Origin of the sequence: Mycobacterium sp. JS623 (genome assembly GCF_000328565.1) — a bacterium.
GTDB lineage: Bacteria > Actinomycetota > Actinomycetes > Mycobacteriales > Mycobacteriaceae > Mycobacterium.
This window is the reverse complement of the sequence record NC_019966.1, coordinates 1,689,922-1,715,433: the sequence shown is the minus strand read 5'-3', so window position 1 is coordinate 1,715,433 and position 25,512 is coordinate 1,689,922. Positions and strand designations below refer to the sequence as shown.

Annotated in this window: 30 protein-coding genes; 19 read left to right on the top strand and 11 right to left on the bottom strand. The window is 66.4% G+C overall.

The features are described from left to right. Nucleotides 1-68 precede the first annotated feature (68 nt). The 3 genes from crcB (MYCSM_RS08335) to MYCSM_RS08325 are packed head-to-tail and all read left to right on the top strand — an operon-like array spanning nt 69 to nt 1,890. The gene (crcB, locus tag MYCSM_RS08335) at nt 69-467 is read left to right on the top strand and encodes a fluoride efflux transporter CrcB (protein ID WP_015305708.1); all 399 of its coding nucleotides are present in this window, start codon (nt 69-71) and stop codon (nt 465-467) included. Continuing rightward, nucleotides 464-829 (top strand): fluoride efflux transporter CrcB, encoded by a 366-nt coding sequence (crcB, locus tag MYCSM_RS08330; protein ID WP_015305707.1) that lies wholly within the window; start codon nt 464-466, stop codon nt 827-829. Before crcB (MYCSM_RS08335) ends, crcB (MYCSM_RS08330) begins: the two co-directional genes overlap by 4 nt. Further along, the gene (locus tag MYCSM_RS08325) at nt 826-1,890 is read left to right on the top strand and encodes a DUF190 domain-containing protein (protein WP_015305706.1); all 1,065 of its coding nucleotides are present in this window, start codon (nt 826-828) and stop codon (nt 1,888-1,890) included. Before crcB (MYCSM_RS08330) ends, MYCSM_RS08325 begins: the two co-directional genes overlap by 4 nt. Before the next feature lie 161 nt (nt 1,891-2,051). Here MYCSM_RS08325 and MYCSM_RS08320 read toward each other — a convergent pair whose 3' ends face one another. Together MYCSM_RS08320 and MYCSM_RS08315 are read right to left on the bottom strand one after the other, a co-directional pair. After that, nucleotides 2,052-2,918, bottom strand: a complete 867-nt coding sequence (locus MYCSM_RS08320) for an LLM class F420-dependent oxidoreductase (RefSeq protein WP_015305705.1) — start codon at nt 2,916-2,918, stop codon at nt 2,052-2,054. A gap of 12 nt (nt 2,919-2,930) precedes the next feature. After that, nucleotides 2,931-3,356 (bottom strand): hypothetical protein, encoded by a 426-nt coding sequence (locus MYCSM_RS08315; protein ID WP_015305704.1) that lies wholly within the window; start codon nt 3,354-3,356, stop codon nt 2,931-2,933. Nucleotides 3,357-3,471: 115 nt separating this feature from the next. Here MYCSM_RS08315 and MYCSM_RS08310 point away from each other — a divergent pair, with 115 nt between their 5' ends. The 4 genes from MYCSM_RS08310 to MYCSM_RS08295 all read left to right on the top strand — a co-directional run bounded on the left by MYCSM_RS08310 (nt 3,472) and on the right by MYCSM_RS08295 (nt 5,270). Further along, on the top strand, nt 3,472-3,666 hold the full coding sequence (locus MYCSM_RS08310; protein ID WP_015305703.1) for a hypothetical protein: 195 nt from the start codon (nt 3,472-3,474) through the stop codon (nt 3,664-3,666). Then, nucleotides 3,663-4,193 (top strand): YbaK/EbsC family protein, encoded by a 531-nt coding sequence (locus MYCSM_RS08305; protein WP_015305702.1) that lies wholly within the window; start codon nt 3,663-3,665, stop codon nt 4,191-4,193. The genes MYCSM_RS08310 and MYCSM_RS08305 overlap by 4 nt, the downstream gene beginning before the upstream one ends. A gap of 136 nt (nt 4,194-4,329) precedes the next feature. Continuing rightward, nucleotides 4,330-4,875 (top strand): DUF4333 domain-containing protein, encoded by a 546-nt coding sequence (locus MYCSM_RS08300; RefSeq protein WP_015305701.1) that lies wholly within the window; start codon nt 4,330-4,332, stop codon nt 4,873-4,875. 2 nt (nt 4,876-4,877) lie between these two features. Beyond that, on the top strand, nt 4,878-5,270 hold the full coding sequence (locus MYCSM_RS08295; protein ID WP_015305700.1) for a hypothetical protein: 393 nt from the start codon (nt 4,878-4,880) through the stop codon (nt 5,268-5,270). 21 nt (nt 5,271-5,291) lie between these two features. Here the strand turns inward: MYCSM_RS08295 and MYCSM_RS08290 are convergent, their stop codons facing one another. Further along, nucleotides 5,292-6,038: an IclR family transcriptional regulator gene (locus MYCSM_RS08290; RefSeq protein ID WP_015305699.1), complete on the bottom strand. Its 747-nt coding sequence runs from the start codon at nt 6,036-6,038 to the stop codon at nt 5,292-5,294. Nucleotides 6,039-6,184: 146 nt separating this feature from the next. On the opposite strand from MYCSM_RS08290, the gene MYCSM_RS08285 reads away from it, so the two are divergent. Genes MYCSM_RS08285 through ptsP form a run of 4 tightly spaced genes read left to right on the top strand, consistent with a single transcriptional unit; the run spans nt 6,185 to nt 11,011 of the window. After that, nucleotides 6,185-6,943, top strand: coding sequence for an MIP/aquaporin family protein (locus tag MYCSM_RS08285; RefSeq protein WP_015305698.1), 759 nt, complete (start codon nt 6,185-6,187; stop codon nt 6,941-6,943). Between the two features lie 11 nt (nt 6,944-6,954). Beyond that, complete coding sequence (gene dhaK / locus MYCSM_RS08280; RefSeq protein WP_015305697.1) at nt 6,955-7,953, top strand: dihydroxyacetone kinase subunit DhaK; 999 nt, start codon at nt 6,955-6,957, stop codon at nt 7,951-7,953. After that, the gene (gene dhaL, locus MYCSM_RS08275; RefSeq protein ID WP_015305696.1) at nt 7,954-8,580 is read left to right on the top strand and encodes a dihydroxyacetone kinase subunit DhaL; all 627 of its coding nucleotides are present in this window, start codon (nt 7,954-7,956) and stop codon (nt 8,578-8,580) included. Between the two features lie 4 nt (nt 8,581-8,584). Then, nucleotides 8,585-11,011, top strand: coding sequence for a phosphoenolpyruvate--protein phosphotransferase (gene ptsP, locus MYCSM_RS08270; protein ID WP_015305695.1), 2,427 nt, complete (start codon nt 8,585-8,587; stop codon nt 11,009-11,011). Between the two features lie 54 nt (nt 11,012-11,065). On the opposite strand, the gene MYCSM_RS08265 is transcribed toward ptsP, so the two are convergent. Then, nucleotides 11,066-11,431, bottom strand: coding sequence for a hypothetical protein (locus MYCSM_RS08265; protein WP_015305694.1), 366 nt, complete (start codon nt 11,429-11,431; stop codon nt 11,066-11,068). A gap of 209 nt (nt 11,432-11,640) precedes the next feature. On the opposite strand from MYCSM_RS08265, the gene MYCSM_RS35820 reads away from it, so the two are divergent. Then, on the top strand, nt 11,641-11,925 hold the full coding sequence (locus MYCSM_RS35820; protein ID WP_083906257.1) for a hypothetical protein: 285 nt from the start codon (nt 11,641-11,643) through the stop codon (nt 11,923-11,925). Beyond that, nucleotides 11,925-12,323 carry a PASTA domain-containing protein gene (locus MYCSM_RS08260; RefSeq protein WP_015305693.1) on the top strand — a complete coding sequence of 133 codons (399 nt, stop codon included), beginning with the start codon at nt 11,925-11,927 and terminating at the stop codon, nt 12,321-12,323. The genes MYCSM_RS35820 and MYCSM_RS08260 overlap by 1 nt, the downstream gene beginning before the upstream one ends. Here the strand turns inward: MYCSM_RS08260 and MYCSM_RS08255 are convergent. The 3 genes from MYCSM_RS08255 to MYCSM_RS08245 form a co-directional block, all read right to left on the bottom strand. Next, nucleotides 12,320-12,850, bottom strand: coding sequence for a TetR/AcrR family transcriptional regulator (locus MYCSM_RS08255; RefSeq protein ID WP_015305692.1), 531 nt, complete (start codon nt 12,848-12,850; stop codon nt 12,320-12,322). The genes MYCSM_RS08260 and MYCSM_RS08255 overlap by 4 nt on opposite strands. Then, nucleotides 12,834-13,277, bottom strand: a complete 444-nt coding sequence (locus tag MYCSM_RS08250) for an SRPBCC family protein (protein ID WP_015305691.1) — start codon at nt 13,275-13,277, stop codon at nt 12,834-12,836. Before MYCSM_RS08250 ends, MYCSM_RS08255 begins: the two co-directional genes overlap by 17 nt. A gap of 123 nt (nt 13,278-13,400) precedes the next feature. After that, a complete protein-coding gene (locus MYCSM_RS08245) occupies nt 13,401-14,186 on the bottom strand; it encodes an IclR family transcriptional regulator (protein WP_015305689.1) in 786 nt (261 codons plus the stop codon). Between the two features lie 116 nt (nt 14,187-14,302). Between MYCSM_RS08245 and hutU the strand changes: the two genes are divergently transcribed. From hutU to hutH, 5 genes are read left to right on the top strand one after another with little or no spacing between them, the layout of a single operon-like run. Further along, a complete protein-coding gene (hutU, locus tag MYCSM_RS08240) occupies nt 14,303-15,964 on the top strand; it encodes a urocanate hydratase (RefSeq protein ID WP_015305688.1) in 1,662 nt (553 codons plus the stop codon). Beyond that, nucleotides 15,961-17,187 (top strand): allantoate amidohydrolase, encoded by a 1,227-nt coding sequence (locus MYCSM_RS08235; protein WP_015305687.1) that lies wholly within the window; start codon nt 15,961-15,963, stop codon nt 17,185-17,187. The genes hutU and MYCSM_RS08235 overlap by 4 nt, the downstream gene beginning before the upstream one ends. After that, on the top strand, nt 17,184-18,530 hold the full coding sequence (locus tag MYCSM_RS08230) for a formimidoylglutamate deiminase (RefSeq protein WP_015305686.1): 1,347 nt from the start codon (nt 17,184-17,186) through the stop codon (nt 18,528-18,530). The genes MYCSM_RS08235 and MYCSM_RS08230 overlap by 4 nt, the downstream gene beginning before the upstream one ends. Then, nucleotides 18,527-19,723 (top strand): imidazolonepropionase, encoded by a 1,197-nt coding sequence (hutI, locus tag MYCSM_RS08225; RefSeq protein ID WP_015305685.1) that lies wholly within the window; start codon nt 18,527-18,529, stop codon nt 19,721-19,723. The genes MYCSM_RS08230 and hutI overlap by 4 nt, the downstream gene beginning before the upstream one ends. Continuing rightward, nucleotides 19,720-21,264 (top strand): histidine ammonia-lyase, encoded by a 1,545-nt coding sequence (gene hutH / locus MYCSM_RS08220; protein ID WP_015305684.1) that lies wholly within the window; start codon nt 19,720-19,722, stop codon nt 21,262-21,264. The genes hutI and hutH overlap by 4 nt, the downstream gene beginning before the upstream one ends. A 14-nt stretch (nt 21,265-21,278) precedes the next feature. On the opposite strand, the gene MYCSM_RS08215 is transcribed toward hutH, so the two are convergent. Genes MYCSM_RS08215 through MYCSM_RS38090 form a run of 3 tightly spaced genes read right to left on the bottom strand, consistent with a single transcriptional unit; the run spans nt 21,279 to nt 22,564 of the window. Further along, nucleotides 21,279-21,710, bottom strand: a complete 432-nt coding sequence (locus tag MYCSM_RS08215) for a hypothetical protein (protein ID WP_015305683.1) — start codon at nt 21,708-21,710, stop codon at nt 21,279-21,281. 15 nt (nt 21,711-21,725) lie between these two features. Further along, nucleotides 21,726-22,316, bottom strand: coding sequence for a TetR/AcrR family transcriptional regulator (locus MYCSM_RS08210; protein WP_015305682.1), 591 nt, complete (start codon nt 22,314-22,316; stop codon nt 21,726-21,728). After that, nucleotides 22,313-22,564, bottom strand: a complete 252-nt coding sequence (locus MYCSM_RS38090; protein ID WP_232425740.1) for a hypothetical protein — start codon at nt 22,562-22,564, stop codon at nt 22,313-22,315. Before MYCSM_RS38090 ends, MYCSM_RS08210 begins: the two co-directional genes overlap by 4 nt. Nucleotides 22,565-22,646: 82 nt before the next feature. Here MYCSM_RS38090 and MYCSM_RS08205 point away from each other — a divergent pair, with 82 nt between their 5' ends. Then, nucleotides 22,647-24,296, top strand: coding sequence for a DUF1214 domain-containing protein (locus tag MYCSM_RS08205; protein ID WP_232425739.1), 1,650 nt, complete (start codon nt 22,647-22,649; stop codon nt 24,294-24,296). Here MYCSM_RS08205 and MYCSM_RS08200 read toward each other — a convergent pair. Beyond that, entirely contained in the window at nt 24,255-25,490 is a 1,236-nt protein-coding gene (locus MYCSM_RS08200; RefSeq protein WP_015305680.1) for a cytochrome P450, read from the bottom strand. The genes MYCSM_RS08205 and MYCSM_RS08200 overlap by 42 nt on opposite strands. Between the last annotated feature and the right edge of the window lie 22 nt (nt 25,491-25,512).

The window sequence follows — 25,512 nt, the reverse complement described above, 5'->3', positions numbered from 1 at the left end:
CCCGATTCTGCCCCTACAAGTATCGCGTCTTTGGCCGGAGCGAAAGCTCGACGGCGATACTTTGGCTCATGTTCAGTTTCGACGGTCGCGAGCTGGCCGCGGTCTTCGTCGGTGGCGCGCTCGGCACGCTCGCGCGCGCGGCCCTTGCGACCGTCGCGGCGCCCGAACCCGGACACTGGCCCTGGCCGACCTTCATCGTGAACATCGTCGGCGCATTCCTGTTGGGCTACTTCACCACCCGGCTGCTCGAACGGTTGCCCGTGTCGAGCTATCGGCGCCCTCTGCTCGGTACCGGGGTGTGTGGCGGCCTGACCACGTTCTCGACGATGCAGGTCGAGATCGTCAGGATGCTCGAGCAACGCCACTACGGTCTTGCCATCGGTTACACCGCCGTGAGCATCGTGGTCGGGTTGCTCGCTCTCTATCTCGCAACCGCCCTGGTTCGCCGCGCCCGGGTCCGCGCATGACGGTCGCCGTCTGGGCGGGCGTCGTGATGATCGGCGGCGTCGGCGCGGTGCTGCGCTTCCTTGTTGACCGCACCGTGTCGGGCCGCGTCAACGGGTCATTCCCTTATGGCACGTTCGCGGTCAACATCAGCGGTGCGCTGCTGCTCGGCTTCCTGTCCGGTCTCGCATTGAGCCCGCATCTCGCGCTGCTGGCGGGCACGGCGTTCGTCGGCTCCTACACCACGTTTTCGACGTGGATGCTGGAGACGCAGCGGCTCGGCGAGGAACGCCAGATACGACCGGCCGTCGCCAATATCGCGCTGAGCCTGGTGTTCGGTCTGGCCGCGGCATGGCTGGGCCTGTGGATCGGCGGTCGGCTATGAGCGACGAGTACCTCAAGCTGACCACCTACTTCGCCGAACGTCTGCGCAGCGGCGACCGCTTCCTCGCCGACGCGCTGCTCGATCTCTACGAGGAGAGCGCGGTGGCCACCAGCGTGGTGCTGCGCGGCATCGCCAGTTTCGGTCCGCATCATGTATTGCGCAGTGACCAGTCGTTGAGTTCGTCGGAGGATTCGCCGATTGCAATCGCCGCAGTCGACTGCGCCGACAAGATCGCTTCGCTCGCCGACCATGCCGTGGCCGCGACGACGCGAGGGCTGGTGACCCTGGAGCGCGCACGAATGCTCGTCGGGTCGGAGGCCGCACCGTCGTCGGACATCGTCAAGCTCACCCTCTACATCGGACGTCAGGACCGGGTGTCGGGCCGACCCGCGTCCCATGCCGTCTGCGATGCCCTGCATCGGCACGGATTCGCCGGGGCCTCAGTGTTTCTCGGCGTCGACGGCACCAAACACGGACAACGGCGACGCGCGCGCTTCTTCAGCCGCAATGTCGACATTCCAATCATGATCATCGCGATTGGCACCGCAGACCAGGCCACTGCGGCGATCCCCGAACTCGAAACGATGCTGCGGCAACCGCTGCTCACGCTGGAACGGGTGCAATTGTGCAAACGCGACGGCCAAGTGATGGCCCGTCCAGCAGCGCTGCCCGCGACCGACGACACCGGCCGGGCACTGTGGCAGAAGTTGATGGTCTCCACGTCGGAGGCGACGCTTCACGACGGCGTGCCGATCCACCGCGCGATCGTCCTGCGGCTGTTCGACTCCGACGCGGCGCGAGGCGCGACCGTGCTGCGCGGTATCTGGGGCTTTCACGGAGACCATAAACCCCACGGCGACAAGCTGATTCAGCTCACTCGCCAGGTGCCGGTCACCACGATCGTCGTCGACAGCCCGGACCGGATCGCGGCCAGCTTCGACATCATCGACGACGTGACAGAGCAGCACGGCTTGATCACCAGCGAACTGGTGCCCGCACTGGTGTCGATCGACGACGGCGAGCGGGTCGGCGGCACCGAGTTGGCGCGTTACCAATACTGATTCGCCAGTGCCGCTCAGCTTGGCGAACGGCGGTTCGACGCCGATGGGCGATGTTTCACGGGCGCCGCTTGCGCGGGAGCGTTTCACCACGGATGAAGTGCGTACGCCCGGGAGCAGCAGGCCGCCGGGACTGCGCGAGCACACGTCAGCGAACTGTTGGACTAACCGACGCGCCACTTGTCTGCCAGTGCCGAAACCCATTCGGCGGCGGCGACGGCGTGGTCGGGCGGGGCCTCGACGAGAACCAACTCGTCGACGCCCAGACTCGCGAGCGTGCGCGCGTCGTCGACGCTCACGTCGCGGAGTGCGACCGCCAATTGGAGTTCGGCGCGGTCGCGTCCGCTCTCGACGCAGAGCTCGCGCAGAAACTGGAGGCGCTCTGCAACCTCGTCCACTCCGTCGAGATTGAACCCGTACCAGCCGTCGCCCCACGCGACCACCCGCTGTAGCGCGGTATCGCTGTTGCCACCGAGCACGATCGGGATACGGCCGCTGGCAACGGGTTTGGGGTTGACCCGCACAGATTCAAAGTGGACGAATTCGCCGTCGAACGAGGCGACGTCGTCGCGCCACAGCGTGCGCATCGCTTCGACGTATTCGGCGGTGCGTGCGGCGCGCCGCTCGAACGGGACGCCGAGCGCGTCGAATTCCTCACGCGACCAGCCGATGCCGACACCGAGCGTGAGCCTGCCGCCGCAGAGGGTGTCCAGCGTGGCGGCCTGTTTTGCGATCAGCACGGGATTGTGTTCGGGCAACAGCAGCACGCCGGTCGCAATGCGAATCGTCGAGGTGGCCGCGGCGGCGAAGCTCAAGCCGATCAGCGGGTCGATCCAGTCGGCCGTTGCGGGCACCGCGATCTGTCCGTCGTCGGAATAGGGATAGCGTGACGCCGACCGGTCCACCATGACGACATGCTCGCCCGACCACAACGTTGCGAACCCCGACTGTTCCGCGGCAACCGCCACTGCGTCGATGACGGCGCGGGTCGCCCCCGAGCCGATGCCAAGTGCGTGCAATCCCAGCCGCATCTGGCGATCGTCTCACGCCGCGAGTAGCCAGACACCCGCGATGAGCAGCGCGACCACCTTGACGACTTCCAACCCGACGTACACCCAATGCGCATGTGAGCGTGGGCCCTCGCCGCCGGCGAGCACCGCTTCGGATCGTCGCGTGAGCCGCGGCCGCACCGCCAGCACTTGCGCCAGCAGACCGACAACGGCGACCGCCGCCGCGACGGCGATGCCGGTCGCAGGCGGAGCGATGACAAAGCAGACCACGATAACGGCGGCCAACCCGAGTTCGCAGACGTTGAGCGCACGAAAAACCAAGCGGCCGATGCCAAGACCGATCTGTAACGTCACGCCGCGCGCGCGGAATTTCAACGGCGTCTCGATGAACGAGATCGCCACCACCATGCCGAGCCAGACGAACACCGCGGCAACACTGACCGCCACAGCTGCACCCACAGCTGGAGCCTACGAGAAGAGCCGGGCCAGAACGGCGACGTGGCTGCCGTCCCTATCGCGGGCGGCGGTGACCAGCCCTACCGGGCCCGCACTCATAGGATGCAATCGTAGAGAGATGCACATCGATCGGATTGCAGAACTGCAGCGCTGGCAGGACGCCGGTGCGGTGTGGGAGGTCATCATGCGCACCCGCGACAGCGTCACGATCGGCCTGTTGCGCTGCGACGGTGGCGAGGAGGTCGACCGGTTCACCTCCGACGACCCCCGCCTGCTGGAGTTCATCGGCGACCGACGGAGCAGCGCGCAGTGACAGTGGACATTGGAGAGCTGACCTTCGTTCCGGCGAGCGAGGCGCCTGAGCTCGTCGCCGCACCGGTCCGGCCATACCTGGGCGACGGGCTCTGGGTCAGCGCGATCGACCCCGACCTTGCCGACACGGCGGCGTTCTGCGAGCACTACGACATCGGCTTGGACATCTCTGCCAATTGCGTTGTCGTCGAAGCACGGCGAGCCGACCGGGTGTGGTACGCGGCCTGCGTCGTGCTCGCCACCACACGCGCCGACGTGAACGGCGTCGTGCGTAAACAACTTGGCGCCCGCAAGATTTCATTTGCGCCAATGGAGACTGCGGTGACGTTGACCGCGATGGAGTACGGCGGGATCACGCCGGTCGGCCTGCCCCGCGACTGGCCGGTTCTTGTCGACGTGAACGTGATCGACCGCAGCCGGGTGATCGTGGGTAGCGGGATCCGTGGTTCCAAGCTTCTGGCAGCCGCAGACATACTGGGTTCGCTGCCGACGGCCGAGGTGGTTTCGATCACCAAGCCTGTTGCCTGACAAGGTTTTTCCCAGTTTCGCCACAGCAAGATTGCAGACTCGCCGAGCAAATCAGCATTTCTTCAGACTTGAGTCGAACATCGGCCGTTGCTGTGTCATCGTTATGCGTCGTTCGCACTTGAGGAAAGGGCCTGACATGGCGCGATTGGTTGCACGAACCGCTCTCGCGGCTGTGGCCGCGGCGAGCATGGCCACGGCCGGCTGTTCATTTTCCGTTGGCAGCAACCACCAGAACACGGTCGCAAAAGCTGATGTCGCCGATCAAATCAGCCAGAAGGTGAACGAGAAGTCTGGCCACAAGCCGCAGTCGGTCACCTGTCCCGACGACCTGAAGGCGACAGTTGGTGCCTCCCTCGACTGCGAGATGACCGACGACGGCCAGAACTACGGCGTCAACGTGACGGTGACCAGTGTCGACGGCACCAAGGTGAATTTCGACATCGTGGAGACGGTCAACAAGGACGACGTCGCCAAATCGATCAGCGAACAACTGACCCAGCAGTTCGGCCGGACTCCCGACGTGACCTGTCCGGACAACCTCAAGGGCGACGTCGGTGCGACCACACGCTGCCACCTCACCGACCAGGGCAGCACCTACGGCGTGACTGTCACCGTCAACAGCGTCGACGGCGGCGACGTCAAGTACGGGTTCAAAGTCGACGACCAACCGGAACAGGGCTAACCGTGACCACGACGCCACCCCCGCAGACCAAGGCCTACCTTCTGCAGAGCCGCGCCAACTCGTTCTTCGCGGTCGGAGATCTTGAGCTGACCGACACCACACTGCGCTGCCGAGTCACCGGCCACGCCGGCTGGATCGCCAAGGAACTCGGAATTCCCGATCTCAAGGAGCGCCTGGCGGCCGGCGAGTCGATCACCGCCTTCGAATTCCCAAGGGACGGAGTGAAAATCAAGTGGCTCAAGCAGTTCATGGGTGCGGGATTTCAGGTCAGCCACGGCGACGGTAAGGAGTGGATCGTGTCGCTGATCTATCCGAGCGGATTCCTCGCGCTGTTGGAGACCTTCGAGGCCCGCAGCGCCCGTAAGCAATGGCGCGCCGCGCTGCCGGCCAGCTAGGTCGCGCGCGAACGTTCCGTGTTAGCCGGCCCGGCGTGGCGGCCACGCCGGTGATCCGAGTTCACGCGACACCGTCCTGGCGGTGTCGCGTAGCGCGTCGAAGGCAGCGGCTTCCAACGGCCAGCGGGCTGCGGGCACCACAAGGCCGATGGCACCGGTGGCCTCGCCAGATGAGTCGAAGACAGCTGCGGCTGCGGCACATTCGCCCAGCACCGCCTCTTCGACCTCCATCGCGATGCCAGATGCGCGGGTCTGTTCCAGCTGATCGGCCAGCACAGCCGGGTCGATGATGGTTTCGCCGGTCATGCTACGTAGCTCGTCGGCCTTGTAGTCAGATTGGAATGCCAACAGCGCCTTGCCCAGAGCGCTGGCGTGCGCCGGAATCACGATGCCGACCTCAGGCATCTGGCGCGTGCCGTCAGGCCTTGGCTCGTGTGCGACGACCACGACCTCATCGAACAGCAGAACGGCGGTGCGCACCGCGCAACCCGTCCGTCGGGCCAGGCTCTCTGCCCAGATCGTCACGCGGGACCGCAATTCGAGCGTGTCGAGATAGACGTTGCCGAGCCGCAGGGTCGCCGGCCCGAGCCGGTAGCGGCCAGAGTCGATTTCCTGCTGGACCATGCCATGCGCCAACAAGGTGCGCACCAATCCGTGGACGGTGGATGGAGCCAGGTCGATGGCCGTGGCGATCTCTCCCAGGCTCATCCGCCGGCCGCCCTGCAGCACCGTGAGGATGCGCAGCGCGCGATCCACGGCCTGGATCATCAGTTCACCTTTCGCGGAAATCGGCCCTTGTGATGATCGAAGCATAAGCGTATGGTCCAGATCACATTCGACATTATCGAATGTGATCCGAGATAGTCGATCACCAAACGGGAAATCGGCTTCGACCCAGGTCTCAGGAGAACGTCATGGACGAACCCTCGCTCACCCAGAAACTCGCGGCCGAAGCGTTCGGCACCGCCTTCCTGGTCTTCATCGGCGTTGGATCGGTGCCCGCCACGATCATCGTCAACGGGAACGCGCCGTTCACGATGGCCGACCTCGGCATGATCTCGTTCGCATTCGCGACGATCGTGGTGGCGACGATCTACGCGCTCGGACACATCTCCGGAAACCACATCAACCCGGCGGTCACCGTCGGGCTCGCAGTCACCGGCAAGTTCCCGTGGTCACGGGTTCCCGCCTATATCGGTGCACAGGCCGTCGGCGCGCTCGTCGGGGCGGCCGCCATCCTCGGCGTGCTCGGTACCGCCGCCCGCGACGCGGGCCTCGGGGTCGCCACCTATTCCGGGAATGTGAGTGCAGTACAGGCCTTTTTCGCCGAATTCGTGGGTACGTTCATTCTCGTGTTCACCGTCTTCGGCGTGATACACCGCAAGGCCTCCGCGGGATTCGCCGGTGTGGCTATCGGTTTGGTGGTGTTCGCAGCAATCATCCCGGTGGCCCCCACCACGGGCGCGTCGATCAACCCGGCCCGCACCTTCGGCCCGATGCTCGTCCAGCAGATCGCAGGCGGTTCGGTCGCATGGAGCCAGCTGCCGGTGTATCTAGCCGCCGAATTCCTGGCCGGCGCACTCGCCGCACTCGCCTACGTTGCAATCTCGAAGACCCGCGCCGAGGAGACACCCGCGCCGGTCGCCGTGCCCGCCCAAACGACCGCCGCCTGAGGAGCCCGGACATGAAAAAGCTCATCAACGATCCCGCCGACGTCATCACCGAAGCGCTGCGCGGAATGGCCATCGCACACCCAGAGTTGCGGATCGACCACGCCAACCGGATCGTCTACCGCGGTGACGCACCCATCTCCGGGAAGGTCGGTCTGATCTCCGGCGGAGGCTCCGGCCACGAACCGCTGCACGGCGGCTTCGTCGGGCATGGCATGCTCGACGCGGCTTGTGCCGGTGAGGTTTTCACCTCCCCGGTGCCCGACCAGATGCTGGAGGCAACCAAGAACGTCGACGGCGGCGCGGGCGTGCTACACATCGTGAAGAACTACACCGGCGACGTGATGAACTTCGAGATGGCCGCCGAATTGGCCGACGCAGAGGGCATCACCGTGGAATCGGTTGTCGTCGACGACGATGTGGCCGTGCAGGACAGTACCTACACCGCGGGACGGCGTGGAGTCGGAGCCACGGTGCTCGTGGAGAAGATTTCGGGTGCCGCGGCAGATCAGGGCCGCAGCCTGCCCGAGGTGGCGGACATCGCGCGCCGGGTGAACGCCGCCTCGCGCAGCATGGGTGTGGCGCTGACGTCATGCACGGTGCCCGCCGTCGGCCATCCGACGTTCGACCTGTCCGACACCGAAATCGAAGTGGGCATAGGCATTCACGGCGAACCGGGCAGACAGCGGATGCCCCTGCAGTCAGCGCGCGCGGTCGCCGAACTCATGCTCGACCCGGTGCTGGCCGATCTCGACTTCGCCGGCGATGATGGCGTGATCCTCTTCGCCAACAGCATGGGCGCCACCCCGCTCATCGAGCTGTACGTCATGTATTCGGAGTTCGCCGCAATCCTTGACAAGGCCGGCGTCAGAATTGCCCGCTCCCTGGTGGGCCCCTACATCACCAGTCTCGACATGGCCGGCTGTTCGGTCACGCTGCTGCGCGCCGACGACGAGCTGCTACGGCTATGGGACCACCCTGTCAACACACCGGCGCTGCGGAGGGGATGCTGAATGGACCTCGCCCAACTCACCGCGTGGATCCGCGAATACGCGCGCGTGATCGGTGAAAACGCGCAATATCTCACCGATCTGGACGCCGCCGTCGGCGACGCCGACCATGGCATCAACATGGAGCGGGGTATGACGGCGGTGGTGGCCGCGCTGGACGAGGCGGCCCCCGCCGATATGTCTGCGCTGTGCAAGCAGGTGGGCATGACGTTGGTCAAGTCGGTCGGTGGCGCCAGCGGCCCGCTGTACGGCACGTTCTTCCTGCGGATGGCCGGCGCCATGAGCTCCGGCGATCGCGTCGACGCGACCGACTTCGCCAAGGCGTTGCGTGCCGGTGTCGAAGGTGTGGTGCAGCGCGGCCGCGCCGAGGCCGGCGACAAGACAATGTTTGACGCGCTCGCACCGGCCTTGGATGCGCTCGACGCCGTGCTGGCGTCCGGCTCCGGTCTTGACACAGCGCTCACCGAAGCTACTCTGGCGGCCGAAAGCGGCAGGGACGCAACCGAAGCCATGGTTGCCCGCAAGGGCCGCGCCAGTTATCTCGGGCAGCGCAGCGTCGGTCATATCGACCCGGGTGCAGCCTCGGCCACAATGCTGATCGCGGCTGCCGCGACCGTGTTTGGCGAGTGATGCCGTGACCGTCGGACTCGTCGTCGTATCGCACAGCCGGGCGCTGGCCCGCGCCGCGGTGGCGCTGGCCCAGGAAATGTTGCACGGCAAGCAGATCCGGATAGCTGTTGCCGCAGGCCTTGACGACACCACATTCGGCACCGATGCAGCGCAGATCGTCGACGCCATCACGGCCGCCGATCAAGGTGCCGGCGTCGTAGTGCTGATGGACCTGGGCAGCGCCGTGCTCTCGGCCGAACTCGCGCTCGAACTGCTCGACGACGACGTGCGTGCGCGGGTGGTGTTGTGCCCCGCTCCCCTGGTCGAGGGACTGGTGGTCGCGGCTGTGTCCGCCGCCACCGGGGCCGATCGCGGCGAGGTTGCCGCAGAAGCTGCCGGCTCGCTCGCCGGAAAGGTCGGCCACCTCGGCTCCGCGCCGGTAGCAGTGGCCGACGTCGAAACCGGCTCCGACGAGCTGACCGGCACCTTCGTCATCGCGAATCCCCATGGGCTGCATGCCCGCCCGGCCGCACGATTGGTGCACGAGGTGCGCCGGCGCGACGCGCGCGCGCTGATCCGCAATTGCAGCACCGAATCGGCATGGGTTGACGCCGGAAGCCTTTCGAAGATCGCCACCTTAGGAGTGCGGTCCGGCGACGAGGTCGCGGTGCGGGTATCGGGTAGCCAGGCCGCTGAATCGCTTGACCACATTCTGGCGCTCGCGGCGCGGAACTTCGATGAGTCGGTCGAAGAGACTGCGCTGGCGCCGGAGCCAACGGCGCGGCTAACACCCATCGGCGCGGCACCCGGCCTGGGAATCGGGCCTGCGCACTCGGCGCGGTTGGGCGACATCACAATTCCAGACACCCCCGCCGGCAAACCCGCCGTGGAGTGGCGCGGCCTCAGCATGGCAATCGCCACCGTCCGGCGCACGATCAGCCAGCTGCGCGCCCGCACCGCCCACGACGTCGGTGAGTCCGAGGCGGCGATCTTCGATGCTCATCAGCTGCTACTCGACGACGCCGCACTGCTCGACAGCGCACGGCGCGGCATCGAATGCGGGCGCTCAGCCGCGGCTGCGTGGGCGGAGGCTGTGCAGGCAGTGGCCGCCGATTTCGCGGCCGTCCCGGATCCGTATCTGCGGGCGCGAGCCGAAGATGTCCGCGCGGTCGGCGATCAGGTGCTGCGAGCGATGCTGGGCGGAACAGAGAGTTCGGCAGGGCCGGCCGGGGTCGTGATCGCCGCGGACCTGACTCCCGCGGAGGCCGCCGATCTCGACCCCGCGCGGGTCGCAGCGGTATTGCTGGCATTTGGCAGCCCACACGCCCACAACGTCATCCTGTTGCGAGCAAAGGGAATTCCAGTAATCGTCGGGGCCGGACCGACGGTGTTGTCGATTCCCGACGGCACCGTCGTCGCGGTGGACGGCTCTCGGGGCGAGTTCGTCGTGGATCCCGCAGGGGACGTCCGCCAGGAATTTCAGGGGCGCGTCGCCAAGCTCGCGCAGCGACAGCGTCAGGCACACGCCCGCGCCGGCGAAGCTGCGGTCACTGCTGACGGCGTAACGATCCCGGTCGGTGCGAACGTCGGCTCGGTGGACGACGCCCGCGCCGCGGCGGCACATGGTGCTGATCTCTCCGGACTCGTCCGCACCGAGTTCCTGTTCCTCGGCAGGCAGGACGCACCCGATGTCGAGGAGCAGTTCGCGGTGTATCGCAAGATCGCCGAGTCGCTCGATGGACGGCGAATTACGTTGCGGACCTTGGATATCGGTGGCGACAAACCGCTGGAGTTCCTGCCGACGCCAGCAGAGATGAACCCTTATCTGGGTGTCCGCGGCATCCGGTTGTCGTTGGCGCATGCCGACCTGTTGGCCGATCAGTTGTTGGCGATGGTCCGGCTGGCGCAACAGACTCCCGTCAGCGTGATGTTCCCGATGATCGCCACGTTGGACGAATTGTTCGCCGCACGTGAGCATTTGGACTCAGCGATCACCCGCGCCGGCGGTGGTCGTCCAGCCGGCCTGCAAGTGGGCATGATGGTCGAGGTGCCTGCGGCCGCGCTAAAGGCGGCCGCGTTCGCGCGCCACGTCGACTTCATGTCCATCGGCACCAACGACCTGACGCAGTACGCGCTTGCCGCCGACCGCAACAACGATGCGGTTGCGTCGATCGGCGATACCTTCGATCCCGGTCTGCTGCAACTGATTCGGGCTACCTGTCGAGGCGCCGAAGGACAGGCCGCGGTCTCGGTGTGCGGCGAGTTCGCAGCAGACGAGCGCGCCGTGCCACTACTGCTCGGGATGGGCGTCGAATCGCTGTCCGTCACTCCCCCGGCCATACCTACTACGAAGGAAACCGTGCGCGCGGTGGATCGCATCAGCGCACAGCGCCTGGCCGAAACGGTGCTGTTCGCCGATAGTGCTGCCGCCGTTCGAGATCTACTCGAATGACGCAGAACGGAACGGTCGCCCCGCGCAGGCGAGGCGACCGTCCCAGTGAGCGTGTTATAGCGTCTGGAAGCTACCGTTCCACCAGACACCCCATGCATTGAGCTCGGTATTCCAGCTGACTGGCAGCCACGGCGCCCAGACTGGCGGCGCCGGGGCAGGCGGGGCCCACACCGGCACGACCGCGTCCCGCGGTGTCGGCCCGCTGTGTCCAGGAGGCGGCATGTAGCCCTGCCCCGGCGGCAGCGGATTGCCCGGTGCGCCAACGTTGGCGCCCGGCCCGTCGTCCGGCGCAGGGACCGGCCACGGTGGCGGTGTCGGGAACGGCGGATCGGCGTGTGCCAACCCTGCGCCGAACCCTGCCGCAGCGATGCTCATCGCACCAATCAGAGTGGCTTTGGCAGCGGTTCGCTTGAGCTTCATATCGTCTCCTTCGATCGGCGAGACCTACGACGTGCGCGGCCGCGCTGGTCAGCACCGACCCCCCGGGCGCATAGGGCTATCCAACGATTCCTGTGCGCTAAACCCCAGGTCGCTGAAAAGAACCCGCGAAAGTTGTGACGTGCACGTAAATCAGCGAGCTCACAGAAGCGATCCAGTGATCCCTACGAAAAGCGCGCGACGATCCGGATATGAACACGAAACGAACGGCGATCAGTCGTCGCGGTGTGAAGTTGATAGGAGGGGTGTGCGCCGCAGCAGCAGTCCTCGGGGCAGGCGTCTTGACCCTGGCCCTTGATAACGGTGGTGCGAGTCACACGAGCACTCTTGCTGGATCCGGCGACGCACCGACCAACACGGTCTATGTCCAACCGTCGGTTTCGGCAATGACCATGGGTGCGACGGCCACATTTACGACGCCCGCCACGGTCGAGCCGACGACTGAAGCGGTCCCGCCAGTCAAGGCGGGCTCCTGATGGACGCACGTGCTGTCCTCGGCGTGGGCGGCGCCATGGCGGCCTTTGCCGCGCTTGCTATTTCGGGTAGCGGTCTAGCCTCGGCCGCCACAGACGTCACGGGACAGAAGTACTCCGACGCCCAGACTGCGCTCAACAGCGCGGGATTCAAGCCCATCGTGGTTTCGACCGTCGGCGACGAAAAGGCATGGCCAGATTGCATCGTCACCCGCACGCAGAAGCGCACGGTGCAGCCACCGGCCAACAGCAGCGGTTCGGCCTCCACTGAGATGTTGGTGTCGCTGAACTGCAACGCGGGCATCGCCTCGGCCACCGCGGCGGGCAATTCGGCTGCCAGCCCAGAAGGAAAGGCTGCCGCCGCCGCGGCCGCCCAGCAGCCGAGTGGCGGTTCGAGCTAGCGGGACGCCCGGACCAACTCCACGAACGCCTGCGCGGCGGCGTCGACCCCAGCCTGATCTTCGGTACCGACAAGGTCGAGCAGCAGTCCGCGCATGACGGCTAGACCGAGTCGGACCAATGCCGGGTCTGCCGCTCCGGCCTCGGCGAGCCACGCCTCGACGGCGCCGGGGAGCATGCGCGCGAACGGCTGCTCACCCTGGGCACCGCGCGCGTAGCACTCGAAGAACAGCCGCTCGAAGGGGCGAAGCTCGTCCCGGCGAAGGTCGGCCCACATGGCCGCTGTCGCCGCGGCCGGCTCGCTCGGCAGCTCAGGCAACTGGGCTCGCTGGCGACGTTCGACCTCGTCGACGATCGCGAGTAATAGTTCATTGCGTGAGCCGAAGTGGTGCAACAACATTCGGTGGCTAGTGCCCACCGCGACCGCAACGTCGCGCAACGACCGGTCACCGATGCCGCGCTCCGCGCACTCCTTCACCACCGCGTCGAGCAGCTCCTGGCGCCGCTCGAGATCAGGCCGTCGGGCCATCGACGCGCCGCTGCTCGCTTCGGGACTTGAGCCCCGCCGCCTCCAAATCCAGGTAGCGCCTTGTCATTCCACGCATGAGCAGACCGACCAGCGCGCCAATCGGCCCGCGCTGATCGATCTGCTGTCGAACCTGGGTGTGGTTGTCGGATTCGGCGATGACCTGGTGGCTGGCCACCGTGAGACCGCCGGGCGAGCGCTGCACCCACGTCCACGACGAGCCTGGCTCGAGCTCGGTGACTTCCCACACCAACTTCGGCATGCGCGGTTGCTTGATCTCGAATCGCTTGCCGACTGCGAGACCGGGCCCGTCGAGCGCGACGATTCGGGTGACAGACGCGGTCCATTCCGGCCAGCGCTCGACGTCGCTGAACACCTCCCACACGAGGTCGGTTGGCGCATCGATTGCAACGCCGCAATCAGTAATCATGTACCAGATGGTACATGATTACTGGGCCTCACGGTAGCGCTCGAACCAGTTGTTCACCACCAGCGCCTCGTCATCACTCCGGTCCGGGCCCGGCTGCACGCTGCCCATCATTGCGACGAGCTGCTAAAACCAGCCCGCCGGCGCGCGGCCGGATAACGCCTGGGTCAGCTGGCGCGCCGCGGCGCGGACTGCGTCGACCAACGCGGGCAGTTCGGTGTTCGGCCTGTCCTCGCGACGAGTCGCGCTGAACGCCGCGACCGGACGCCCGGCGTGGTCGAACGCGCACGCAGCAACCGATTGCAGGCCCTCGGTGATCATGCCCGCCTCCTCCGCCCAGCCCTGGGCACGTTCGGTCTGAAGGATACTGCGAAGCTCCGCAAGGGAATTGGGCCCGCGTTCGGTGCGGTGGATGAACGACGCCGACGACGGAAACAACGCCCGCACCTGGGCCGCCGACAGATGCGCGAGGATCGATCGGCCGTTCGCCGTCAGGTGCGCAGGCAGTCGCACGCCGACGTCGGTGACCAAAGTGACCGGAACGCCGGCCATCTGCGGTTGCTCCTTGAGCAGATAAACACTTTCCGCGCCGTAGAGGATTCCGAGGTGTGCCGTCTCGCCGACCGCGGCCACTAACCGCTTCAGGATGGGCCGCGCGATGTGCTCGAGCGGTTCGTGACGCAGATACGCCGAACCCACCTCGAAGGCCGAGAACCCCAGTGCGTACGCGCGCTGGTCGGGCAGATGCACGACGAAGCCACGCTCGATCAACACCTCGAGCAAGTGATACGCCGAGGAGCGCGGCATGCCGATGTCCCGGATCAGCGCCGAGCCCTGCACTGGCCCCGGCCGTGACGCCAGGTGGAGCAACACATCGAGTGCCCGGCCGACCGCTGGTGACGTGCTGGACACGGCCCACCTCCTTGCGTCTCGAATACGAGACACTATCGCCGCATTCTCCCTACCGCAACGGGCTCAGGTGCGGTGTCCTGTACTCAACCGAGTTTGACCAGCGAAAAGGAACGATCATGACCTCCACCGCGCGCCTCGTCCGAGCCCCCCGCGGCACCGAGTTGTCCTGTAAGGGTTGGCAACAGGAGGCGGCGCTGCGGATGCTGATGAACAACCTCGATCCTGAGGTGGCCGAGCATCCCGAGGATCTCGTCGTCTACGGCGGCACCGGCCGGGCCGCGCGCAGCTGGGAGGCGTTCGATGCGATCGTGCGGACGCTGCAGAACCTCGAGAACGACGAGACCATGCTCGTCCAGTCCGGGAAGCCCGTCGGCGTGTTCCGCACCCACGAATGGTCGCCGCGCGTGCTGATAGCGAACTCGAATCTCGTTGGCGACTGGGCGAATTGGGAACAGTTCCGCAAGCTCGAGGCCGAGGGCCTGATGATGTACGGGCAGATGACCGCGGGCTCGTGGATCTACATCGGCACCCAAGGAATTCTGCAGGGCACCTATGAAACCTTCGGCGCGGTCGCCAAGAAGCGGTTCGGCGGCACGCTGGCAGGCACGATCACGCTGACCGCGGGCCTGGGCGGCATGGGCGGCGCGCAGCCGCTGGCTGTGACCATGAACGACGGCGTGGCGATCTGTGTGGACTGCGACGAATCTCGCATCGACCGGCGCATCGAACACCGTTACCTCGACACCAAGGCCGTCGACATCGACGACGCACTGCGGCTGGCCGTTGAGGCCCGCGACGCCAAGCGGCCGCTGTCCATCGGACTGTTAGGCAACGCCGCCGAGGTGCTTCCCGAGTTGCTGCGCCGCGACGCCCCGATCGACATCGTCACCGACCAGACCTCGGCGCACGACCCGCTGTCCTACCTGCCCATCGGCATCGATTTCGACGACATGAAGAAGATGTCCGAGAAAGATCCCGTCTACTTCACCGAGCAGGCGAGGGCGTCGATGGCCAAGCACGTCGCCGCGATGGTCGGCTTTCAGGACCGCGGCGCCGAGGTGTTCGACTACGGCAACTCCATCCGCGATGAGGCCCGAAAAGCCGGATACGACAGGGCTTTCGAGTTCCCCGGCTTCGTGCCCGCCTACATCCGACCACAGTTCGAGGAGGGCCTCGGGCCGTTCCGGTGGGCGGCGCTGTCGGGCGATCCGAAGGACATCGCCGCCACCGACCGCGCGATCCTCGAGCTGTTCCCCGACAACAAGCACCTCACCCGGTGGATCGAGATGGCAGGCGAGCGGGTCGCATTCCAGGGACTGCCCGCGCGCATCTGCTGGCTCGGCTACGGCGAGCGTCATCTCGCGGGGCTGAAGTTCAATGAGATGGTGGCATCGGGTGAACTGTCCGCTCCGATCGTGATCGGCCGCGACCACCTGGACTCCGGTTCTGTCGCCTCGCCCTACCGCGAGACCGAGGCGATGCTCGACGGCTCCGACGCGATCGCCGACTGGCCACTGCTCAACGCGTTGGTCAACACCGCGTCCGGTGCGACGTGGGTGTCGATTCACCACGGCGGCGGTGTCGGAATGGGCCGTTCCATTCACGCAGGCCAGGTCACCGTCGCCGACGGCAGCGATCTTGCTGCGCAGAAGCTCGCGCGGGTGCTCACCAACGATCCCGGCATGGGTGTGATCCGCCACGTCGATGCGGGCTACGACCATGCGACCGATGTCGCCGCCGAGCGTGGTGTGCGAATCCCGATGCGGGAGAACGTGTGACGGCATTCGACGCCCTGTGGCCGACGATCCTCGACGTCGGCAGGCACCACGCCAGCGGCGGCTACCGCCGCTATGCGTGGTCGGATGCGGACCTGACTCTGCGCGAGTGGTTCACCGGCTGTGCCGCCCAGCGCGGAATGGATGTCGAAGAGGACCGCAACGGCAACCTCTGGGCGTGGTGGCTGCCAGCGGGCTGGTCCGGCGATCCGACCGACGCCTTCGTCACAGGGTCACACCTGGATTCAGTGCCCGACGGCGGCGCCTTCGATGGGCCGCTCGGTGTCGTGTCCGCCTTCGCAGCCATCGACATCATCCGCGAACGGGGCGTGGTACCAAAGGTTCCCGTCGCCATCGCAGCGTTTTCCGACGAGGAGGGTGCGCGTTTCGGCGTCGCATGCATCGGCTCGCAGCTGTCCACTGGCGCACTGAGCGCCGAACGGGCCCGCGGGCTGCGGGACGTGGACGGTGTGACGTTGGATGAGGCGATGTCGAAGGCCGGCCGCAATCCGCATCACCTCGGCGCCGATCCGCGGCTCACCGATCGCATCGGTGTCTTCGTCGAACTGCATGTCGAGCAGGGCCGTGCACTCGACCTCGTCGACCGACCGATCGCGGTCGCGTCGGCCATCTGGCCCCACGGCCGTTGGCAATTCACGTTCTGCGGCGAGGCCAACCACGCAGGCACGACCCGGCTGGCCGACCGGCGCGACCCGATGCTGGCGTTCGCATCGTCGGTGCACACCGCGCGGTCGCTGGCCGCCGCCCACGACGCCGTGGCCACATTTGGCAAGGTCATCGTTGCGCCCAACGGGGCCAACGCTATTCCGTCCTCGGTGCATGCGTGGCTCGATGCCAGGGCCGCCGACGAGGCGACGCTGCGGTCGCTGGTCGACAAGATCACCACAGAAGCACGACAGCACGCTGCGGCCGACGGCATCGAACTCGGTGTCGACGCCGAATCGGTGACACCGATCGTCGAGTTCCCCGAGGCACCACGAAACCGGCTCCAGCGCGCGCTCGCCCACCTCGGCGACATCCCGGTGCTGCCGACGCAGGCGGGCCACGACGCGGGCATCCTGTCAGCTGTGGTTCCGACGGCGATGTTGTTCGTACGCAACCCAACCGGCATATCGCACTCCCCTGACGAATTCGCCGAGGCATCCGATTGCAATACCGGGGCAGAGGCGTTGGCCGACGTCATGGCGGAGTGGGTGACGCGGTGACCGATACGTGGTGGTGTGAACACGCCTGGCTCGGCGGCGAAACTGTGGCGCACGGCGTTCAGGTCACCGTCGCCGAAGGCCGCATCACCGCGATCGACACCGACACCACCGCGCGCCCCGGCGCACATCGGCTGCGCGGGCTGGTGATGCCCGGCCTGGCCAACGCGCATTCACACGCGTTCCACCGGGCGCTGCGCGGCCGCACCCAACGCGACCGCGGATCGTTTTGGACCTGGCGCGATCTGATGTACCGGGCCGCCGAGCAGCTGAACCCCGACCGGTACCGGCGCCTGACGCGCGCGGTCTACGCCGAGATGGCGCTCGCAGGAATCACTTCCGTCGGCGAGTTCCACTACGTGCATCACGGCAATGGCGGAACGCACTACGGCGACCCCAATGCGATGGGACAGGCCGTCATCGGCGGCGCCGCCGACGCAGGCATCCGGCTCACCTTCCTCGACACCTGCTACCTGAGCTCCGCCCCGGACGGCACACCCCTGGCCGGCCTGCAGTTACGGTTCGGCGACGGCAGCGGCGACCGGTGGGCCGAGCGTGTCGAGGCGTTGCGGCAGCAAGCACAAAGTCAATCCGTCCTGGTCGGCGCGGCCCTGCACTCGGTCCGCGGCGTGCCGGTCGAGCACATGCCAGCCGTCGTGGAATGGGCTGAGACACATGGTGTTCCGCTGCATGTGCATTCCTCGGAGCAGACCCGTGAAGTCGAACAGTGTCTTGCCGTGCACGGCCGCACACCGACCGCGGTGCTTCGGGACGCCGGGGCATTGGGACCGCGGACGACGGCCGTGCACGCCACCCACCTCACATCCGAGGACATCGCCGACATGGACGCGACGTCGACGGGCGCCTGCTTCTGTCCCACCACCGAGCGCGACCTCGGCGACGGCATCGGGCCTGCGCCCGCGCTGCTCGCCGGGCGCGGAGTGTTTTGTCTCGGCTCCGACAGCCACGCCGTCATCGATCTGTTCGAAGAGGCGCGCGCGGTCGAGCTGAACGAACGCCTGGCCTCCCACACCCGCGGGGTGATCACCGCCGACCGGCTGTTACAGGCCGCCACGTACGACGGTCACCACGCCCTCGGCTGGACCGACGCCGGCGAGCTGGCGATTGGCGCACGCGCGGACCTCGTTGCTGTGCAAACTGATTCGATCCGCACCGCTGGCGGCGGGGCCGCCGTCGAGAACGTCGTGTTCGCCGCGGCCGCCCCGGATGTGACCGATGTGGTGGTGGACGGACGCGCCGTGGTGGTCGACCGCAAACACGTCACCGTTCCCAATGTGGAGGCCGAACTCGCTTCGGCCATTGCCGACCTGATGGATGTCCGATGACCGTCCTGTACACCGACATCCGCGAGCTCGTCACCAACGATCCCGCGAATGCCGACGGCGATGCCCTCGGCATCATCTCGGACGCGGCTCTGATCGTCGACGGCCAGCAGATCGCATGGGTGGGCCGACGCACCGAAGCTCCCGATGCCGACGACCGGGTCAGCTGCGCCGACGTCAGCGTGATCCCCGGATTCGTCGACAGCCACAGCCATCTGGTGTTCGCGGGCGAACGGTCGGCGGAATTCGCAGCGCGGATGAGTGGCGAACCGTATGGCGCAGGCGGTATCGCGTCGACGGTCGCTGCCACGCGGATGGCCGACGACGCCACCCTGCTCGCCGGGGTCGAGCGGCTCGCCGACGAGCTACTGCGGACAGGCGTCACCACCTTCGAATGCAAGAGCGGCTACGGGTTGACCGTCGACGACGAGGCCCGCTCGCTGCGAATCGCGAAAGCCGTCACCGACGAGACGACATTCCTTGGCGCACATGTCGTCCCCGCCGAGTTTCGTGACGACCGCGCCGCATACATCGATCTGGTCGCCGGTCCCATGTTGCGGGCCTGCGCGGCGCACGCCCGGTGGATCGATGTGTTCTGCGACCGCGGTGCCTTCGATGTCGACGAGTCCCGGCACATTCTCACAGAAGGCATAAGGGCCGGGCTCGACGCGCGGCTGCATGCCGGCCAACTCGGGCCAAGCGCGGGTATCCAGCTCGCCGTCGAACTTGGTGCGGCGTCGGTCGATCACTGCACCTATGCCACCGACGACGACGTCGAAGCGCTCGCCGCAGCGGCCGACACCACGGTCACCACGCTGCTGCCCGGCGCCGAGTTCTCAACGCGGGCACAGTATCCGGACGGTAGGAGGCTGATCGACGCCGGCGCGACCGTCGCACTCGCGACCGATTGCAACCCGGGCAGTTCGTACACCACAAGCATGCCGTTCTGCATCGCGGTCGCGGTGCGGGACATGAACTTCACCCCGGCCCAAGCGTTGTGGGCCGCGACCGCCGGCGGCGCGGCGGCGCTGCGCCGCGACGACGTCGGGGTCCTCGCCGCCGGGCGACGGGCGGATTTCGTCCTGCTGGACGCCCCGTCTTACATCCATCTGGCGTACCGCCCAGGTGTGCCGCTCGTCCGCCAGGTAGTGCGGGCGGGCAAGCAGCTCAACGAGAGAGTGGAGTCACGACCGTGAGTAGCGAAACCGTCGTCGTGGGCGTCGGCCCCGTGAGCTTCGACGAGGTGGTAGCCGTCGCTCGCGACGGTGCCGCGGTGGCTCTTTCCGATGAATCACTGGACGCGATCGCCAAGAGCCGCGCCCGCATCGAGGAACTCGCCCACAACCCGAAGCCGGTCTACGGTGTGTCCACCGGGTTCGGCGCACTGGCCAGCCGGCACATCCCGCACGAGCTGCGAACGCAATTGCAGCGCAGCCTGATTCGCTCGCATGCCGCCGGCTCGGGTCCCGAGGTCGAGCCAGAAGTCGTCAGGGCGATGATGCTGCTGCGGTTGTCGACACTGGCCACGGGCCGCACCGGGGTGCGACCCCAGGTCGCGCAGACGTACGCGGCGATGCTGTCGGCCAGTCTGACGCCCGTCGTCTACGAGTACGGCAGCCTCGGCTGCTCGGGCGACCTCGCTCCGCTCGCCCACGTGGCGCTGGCCGTCATGGGCGAGGGTTCGGTGCGTACGGCCGACGGCGAGCTACTGCCCGCCGCCGACGCGCTGGCCCAACACGGCATCGAGCCGGTGGTGCTCGCCGAGAAGGAGGGGCTGGCACTGATCAACGGCACCGACGGCATGCTCGGCATGCTGGTGCTCGCACTGCGCGACCTCGACGGTTTACTGAAGCTGGCCGACGTCGCGGCATCGATGAGCGTGGAAGGTCAGCTCGGGACCGTCCGCGTATTCGCCGAGGATCTGCACGCCATGCGGCCCCATCCCGGTCAGGCCGCCGCGGCCGCCAACATGCGCCGCGTGCTCGCCGAGTCGCCGATCGTGGCGAGCCACAGCGGGCCGGACTGCTCGCTGGTCCAGGACGCCTACTCGCTGCGTTGTGCGCCTCAGGTGGCGGGCGCGGTGCGCGACACCGCCGAGCATGCCCGCACCGTCGCGGGCCGCGAATTGGCCAGCGCCGTAGACAATCCCGTCGTCACGCTCGACGGGCGGGTCGAATCCAACGGCAACTTCCACGGCGCACCGGTCGCCTACGTGCTGGACTTCCTCGCCATTGCCGCAGCCGATCTGGCCAGCATCAGCGAGCGGCGCACCGACCGGTTCCTCGACGTCGCGCGCAGCCACGGCCTCAACCCGTTCCTGGCCGACGACCCGGGTGTGGACAGCGGCCACATGATCGCGCAGTACACGCAGGCCGCGATCGTGTCCGAGCTCAAACGGCTGGCCAATCCTGCCAGCGTCGACTCGATCCCATCGTCGGCGATGCAGGAAGACCACGTCTCGATGGGGTGGTCGGCGGCGCGCAAGCTGCGCAGGGCAATCGATGGCCTGACCCGGGTGCTGGCGATCGAGGTGTACACCGCCGCGCGGGGCATCGAGATGCGCGCCCCACTGGCGGCATCGCCTGCGACCGCGGCAGTGATCGCCGCGGTCCGGGAATCAGTTCCGGGGCCCGGCACCGATCGGTATCTGTCGCCCGAGATCGACTCGGTCGTCGGGCTAGCGGCGTCGGGTGCGTTGGTCGCGGCCGCCGAAGCAGTCATCGGCCCGCTGGCCTGAGAACCAGCGCCCGCTCAGAACACGCTCCACCCGTACTGTTCGGCCCGAAGCTCCTTGATGGTGTGAAGGACGTTCTTGTCGCGCATGGACCGGGCCAGTTCGGCGGGCGTGGGCAGACGCAATTCATGCCCCTGGAAAACCGACAGACCGCTGCAGTTGGCGCAAACCGAGATATCGCCATCATGCGGGGTGTTGTCGGGATTCCGCGGATCGACGTATGTATTCACGATGTGCTGGCAGAACGGACAGCGCCGTGCCTCGACGACGTGGACATTCATCTTGTCCACGTTAGGCCCGTCGGCGGTGCCTGCAAATGCGTTCGGCGAAACCACTTTGCATTCTTTGCAAGTGAAACGAATGCGATCGCTAGCTAAAATCGCCTGTGGCAAAGGCGATTTCGTGCACGTAAGTTTGCCGAGCTGCGCCGCGAGCGGTGAAAAGTCCACATAGCGAAACTCGGCCTATGTCGTGACCGGCTTTTCGGGTTCGAGAATCCGAGCGACGGTGTTGCCCACCGACCGGGCGAACGTCCGATCGTCCAGGTCGTCCAGACCAGTCGACGCGCGAAGGAAGTCGCCGAACAGACACCAGCCCAGCTGCAAGGCGATGGTGTGCGCCGCGGCCAGCCGGGCGCCGAGTTCGGACGGGTGCCGACCACGAACGCTTTCCAGCAACACCTCCATTGTCGGAAAGCGGCTCTGGAGTTCTCCGATCGCATACCCGTCGAGCGACGTACGGGCAATCACGCGAAGCTGACGGTCGACGGCTTCGCCGACTGCGCTGCCATCGGCGTTCGCGGCAAGCAGGCCGGCGAGATGCTGGCCGAGGTGATCGAGCACCGCCGCTACGAGTCCGTCCTTGCTGCCGAAGTGCCGGTGAATCAGTCCGTGGTTGACGTTCGACCGCGCGGCGATGTCACGGATCGAGGTTGCCGCCGGCCCGTGTTCGGCAAACAGGTCAGCAGCCGACTCGAGAACCGCGGCGACGACCTCGGCCCTGCCCAGGGGTGCATCTGCGCGGGCTGTATGGACGCTTGCCCGGGCTGTAGTCATGTGACTACAGTACGCGCGAGGCGTTTGCGGTAGGCAGATGCCCGGCGGAAGGATTCGCCCGTGGCAACGACGCCATACTCGTACGGTCGCTTCATCGGCAGGGTCGGCGGACTCGCAGTCGCGCTGGGGATCGGGGCGGCGATTGCCAACAGCCCAGCGATCGCCTCCGCCGATGACGGCACCTCGGCCTCCTCGAACTCTTCGAACTCTTCGAACTCCTCGGAGTCAGGCTCCTCGAGTCCGAGCACGAGTTCTCGTGACGCCGATCAGAAGACGACCCAGCAGACTGCCGCCCCGGACTCGGAGTCGGCGGCCTCATCCAATGACGACGTGCCGGCGACCAACAAAAAGAAGAAGAAGGTCGCGGAGCCCAAGCCGAAGTCGGGGACTGCGACGGCGTCCACCGACGAACCCGCGCCTCACACCACGACGACCATCGCCAAGTCGGCCGACGTCGCTGATCCCACCCCGAAACCCGCCGCGCCCGCTGAAACGTTGGCGATGGTGTCCACCGTGGGTACGGGCAGCCGCGAGGTCGCCCAGGCCACCGTCTCCTCGCCCGCGACAACACCGACAGTCAGGGCCCAGACCTTGGCAGTCAGCCCGCTGGGCACCCCGGAGCAAGTCGCCGCCGAGCAGCGCGCCGCGCAGACTGTCGACACGCTCCCGGTTCAGTTGATGAAGCTGGTGCTCCAATTCGGTTGGCGCTCAACGGCACAGCAGCAGTTCAACCTTATTGGCGGCCCGGATCAGGAAAACCATGACGCGCTGAACCAAGCGGTCAACGAGTACGCAATGGGGGCGGCGTTCCAGCAGCAGCTGCTCAATCCGATGACGCCAACAGCGGTTATGCAGGTGGCGCCACCGCACACCTGGTATGGGCAGGACGTCAGCGGATCGCGGATCCTCTACGACAACCCGGACACGATCTACCGCTTCATGGCGGTCAACAAGGCCTCGACGTACGTGATCACCGGCCGGTTCACCGGCGAGGACCCTGCAGAAACGACGTTCAGCGTGCTGACCGGCTTGTCGGGTAACACGGCGGCGGTCCTCAACGGCAAGGATCTTGTTCGCAATCCGGATGGCTCGTTCACCGTCACTGTCAGCGGTTCACCGACCGGCCCGGGGCCCAACCATATTCAGATCACCGACGACACCACACTGATCGCAGTCCGAAATACGTTGTCGGACTGGAACGATCAGGATCCGATGAGCCTGTCGATCGAGCGGGTCAGCGGGCCGCCCAACAGCTTGTTCGCTCAATTGGGCGGATTCGCGATCCCGTTCATCGGGCCGACGGTGACCAAGAACCCATTGTTGACGTCGCTGGTGTCGCTGATCCCGCCGCTGCCGGACCCGCCACCGCTGCTGCGAGGCACCGTCACGGCGGTGATCATGGCGCTGGGTCTGCAGATGGAAGCCGAGTACATCAAAGTGGCCACGATCGATCCCACGACGGGCGCACGTAGACAGCCCAACGTGTTCACCAATCCGACGCGCAACGCGGAATTCCTTGCGACACAGATGCAGAGCGCCGGCTACTTCCAGCTCGCCGACGACCAGGCGCTGGTGCTCACCATCAATCCCGGCGACGCCGGCTACTTCGTGGTACCCGTGACCAATGATTGGACCATCACGGACAACTACTGGGACCAGCAAACCAGCCTGAACATCTCGCAAGCCAAGAAGAATCTCGACGGGACCTACACGATCGTGGTCTCACCGCAGGATCCGGAGATTTGGAACTGGGTATCGACCGGCGGGCTCAACCAGGGCACGATCTCGATCCGGTTCCAGGACATCGACTCGGACGCCACGAATCTGCCGACCGTCAGTTCGCAGGTGGTGTCCCTTGATCAGTTGGCCAGCGTGGTCCCTGCAGGAACAGTCCCAGCCACGGCGCTGGATCGGGTGGACCAGATAGCACTACGAAAGTCAGGCTTCAACAACCGATTCGCCCCTTACCCGCAGCCATAGATGTTCGCGACGGCGGACCAGGAGGCTCGGCAGCCATGGCCCAACATCGACTGCGTCAATCCACGAGCATCCGGCGAGCACCGCACGCAATAAGATCTCGGCTTCCAGCCGGGCAAGCGCCGCGCCGACGCAGAAGTGCAGACCCTTACCAAACGTGATGTGCCCCTTCCCAGTTGATCGGTCGAGCCGAAACTCGTTGGGTGCGTCGAAGTGGGCCGGGTCCCGGTTCGCCGCGCCCCACAACAGCAGCAGGCGTGATCCAGCAGGCAGGTCCGTGCCACCCAGCGTGGTATCGGCGACGACGTGGCGGTAGTGACCCCGGAAAGGCGGTTCATACCGCAGGGTTTCTTCGACGAACGGGCCTAGTAGATCTGGGTTTTCGCGGAGCTGCTGTTGAATGTCGGGTCGCGTGGCCAGGATCTCCATCGAGTTGCCGAGCAGCGAGGCCGTCGATTCGCCACCGGCGCTGAACAGGATGATCATCATCAGCTGGGCGGTGAGCCCGTCGAATTCGCCAGCGCTGCATGCGGTTGCGAGGGCGCCGAGCAAGTTGTCCTGTGGATCGGCGGCCGAGCGGGTGAATTGGTCGTGAATGTAGTTGCCCAGCTTCATCGCCGCGACGCCCGACGCAGTGAGTCGCTCCTCGTCGACCAGCCCGTCGAGCAACTGTGTGCTCAAATACGCCCACCTGATCAGTTGGTCGACATCTTGGGCTGGCACGCCGATCAATTTCGCGACGACCATCATCGGCAGCCTGTTGGCCAGTGCGCCCATCCACTCAATGCGTCGGTCGCGGAGACCGTCTGCCCACAGTTGCTCGAAGGTCTCGGCGATGGAGGTTTCCATCACGCGAATCCGCTTGGCCGCCAGTTGCGGCACGAGCATCTTGCGGTGCGCAGCATGCGACGGATCGTCGGCGGTGGCGAGGATCTGGGTGGGTCCGCCGAGGCCGTCCAGCTCGAACGGGACGACGGTGCCCTCAGCCGTGAACATCATCGTCGCGGTCAGGTTCGACGAGAACTCCTCGGGTCGGTTGATGGCGTCGTTGATCGCGGCCCAGTCGCACACCACATAGAACCCGGAGTCGCCGACCTGGTGGACCGGCCCGTCGGAGCGCAGGCGGTCGTACAGCGGATAAGGATCCTGGATCGCGTCGACATCGAAGAACTCGCGCGGGTCGTGAAGCACCGTCATTTGTCCAGGTTGACCAGCGTGA

Coding starts and splice junctions, on each gene's coding strand:
- crcB (WP_015305707.1), top strand. CDS start 464: ATGACGGTCGCCGTCTGGGCGGGCGTCGTGATGATCGGCGGCGTCGGC.
- MYCSM_RS08310 (WP_015305703.1), top strand. CDS start 3,472: ATGCACATCGATCGGATTGCAGAACTGCAGCGCTGGCAGGACGCCGGT.
- MYCSM_RS08210 (WP_015305682.1), bottom strand. CDS start 22,316: ATGACTACAGCCCGGGCAAGCGTCCATACAGCCCGCGCAGATGCACCC.
- MYCSM_RS08300 (WP_015305701.1), top strand. CDS start 4,330: ATGGCGCGATTGGTTGCACGAACCGCTCTCGCGGCTGTGGCCGCGGCG.
- MYCSM_RS08290 (WP_015305699.1), bottom strand. CDS start 6,038: ATGATCCAGGCCGTGGATCGCGCGCTGCGCATCCTCACGGTGCTGCAG.
- MYCSM_RS08200 (WP_015305680.1), bottom strand. CDS start 25,490: ATGACGGTGCTTCACGACCCGCGCGAGTTCTTCGATGTCGACGCGATC.
- MYCSM_RS08260 (WP_015305693.1), top strand. CDS start 11,925: ATGGACGCACGTGCTGTCCTCGGCGTGGGCGGCGCCATGGCGGCCTTT.
- hutU (WP_015305688.1), top strand. CDS start 14,303: ATGACCTCCACCGCGCGCCTCGTCCGAGCCCCCCGCGGCACCGAGTTG.
- crcB (WP_015305708.1), top strand. CDS start 69: ATGTTCAGTTTCGACGGTCGCGAGCTGGCCGCGGTCTTCGTCGGTGGC.
- dhaK (WP_015305697.1), top strand. CDS start 6,955: ATGAAAAAGCTCATCAACGATCCCGCCGACGTCATCACCGAAGCGCTG.
- MYCSM_RS35820 (WP_083906257.1), top strand. CDS start 11,641: ATGAACACGAAACGAACGGCGATCAGTCGTCGCGGTGTGAAGTTGATA.
- MYCSM_RS08320 (WP_015305705.1), bottom strand. CDS start 2,918: ATGCGGCTGGGATTGCACGCACTTGGCATCGGCTCGGGGGCGACCCGC.
- MYCSM_RS08285 (WP_015305698.1), top strand. CDS start 6,185: ATGGACGAACCCTCGCTCACCCAGAAACTCGCGGCCGAAGCGTTCGGC.
- dhaL (WP_015305696.1), top strand. CDS start 7,954: ATGGACCTCGCCCAACTCACCGCGTGGATCCGCGAATACGCGCGCGTG.
- MYCSM_RS08325 (WP_015305706.1), top strand. CDS start 826: ATGAGCGACGAGTACCTCAAGCTGACCACCTACTTCGCCGAACGTCTG.
- MYCSM_RS08250 (WP_015305691.1), bottom strand. CDS start 13,277: ATGATTACTGATTGCGGCGTTGCAATCGATGCGCCAACCGACCTCGTG.
- MYCSM_RS08265 (WP_015305694.1), bottom strand. CDS start 11,431: ATGAAGCTCAAGCGAACCGCTGCCAAAGCCACTCTGATTGGTGCGATG.
- hutI (WP_015305685.1), top strand. CDS start 18,527: ATGACCGTCCTGTACACCGACATCCGCGAGCTCGTCACCAACGATCCC.
- MYCSM_RS08255 (WP_015305692.1), bottom strand. CDS start 12,850: ATGGCCCGACGGCCTGATCTCGAGCGGCGCCAGGAGCTGCTCGACGCG.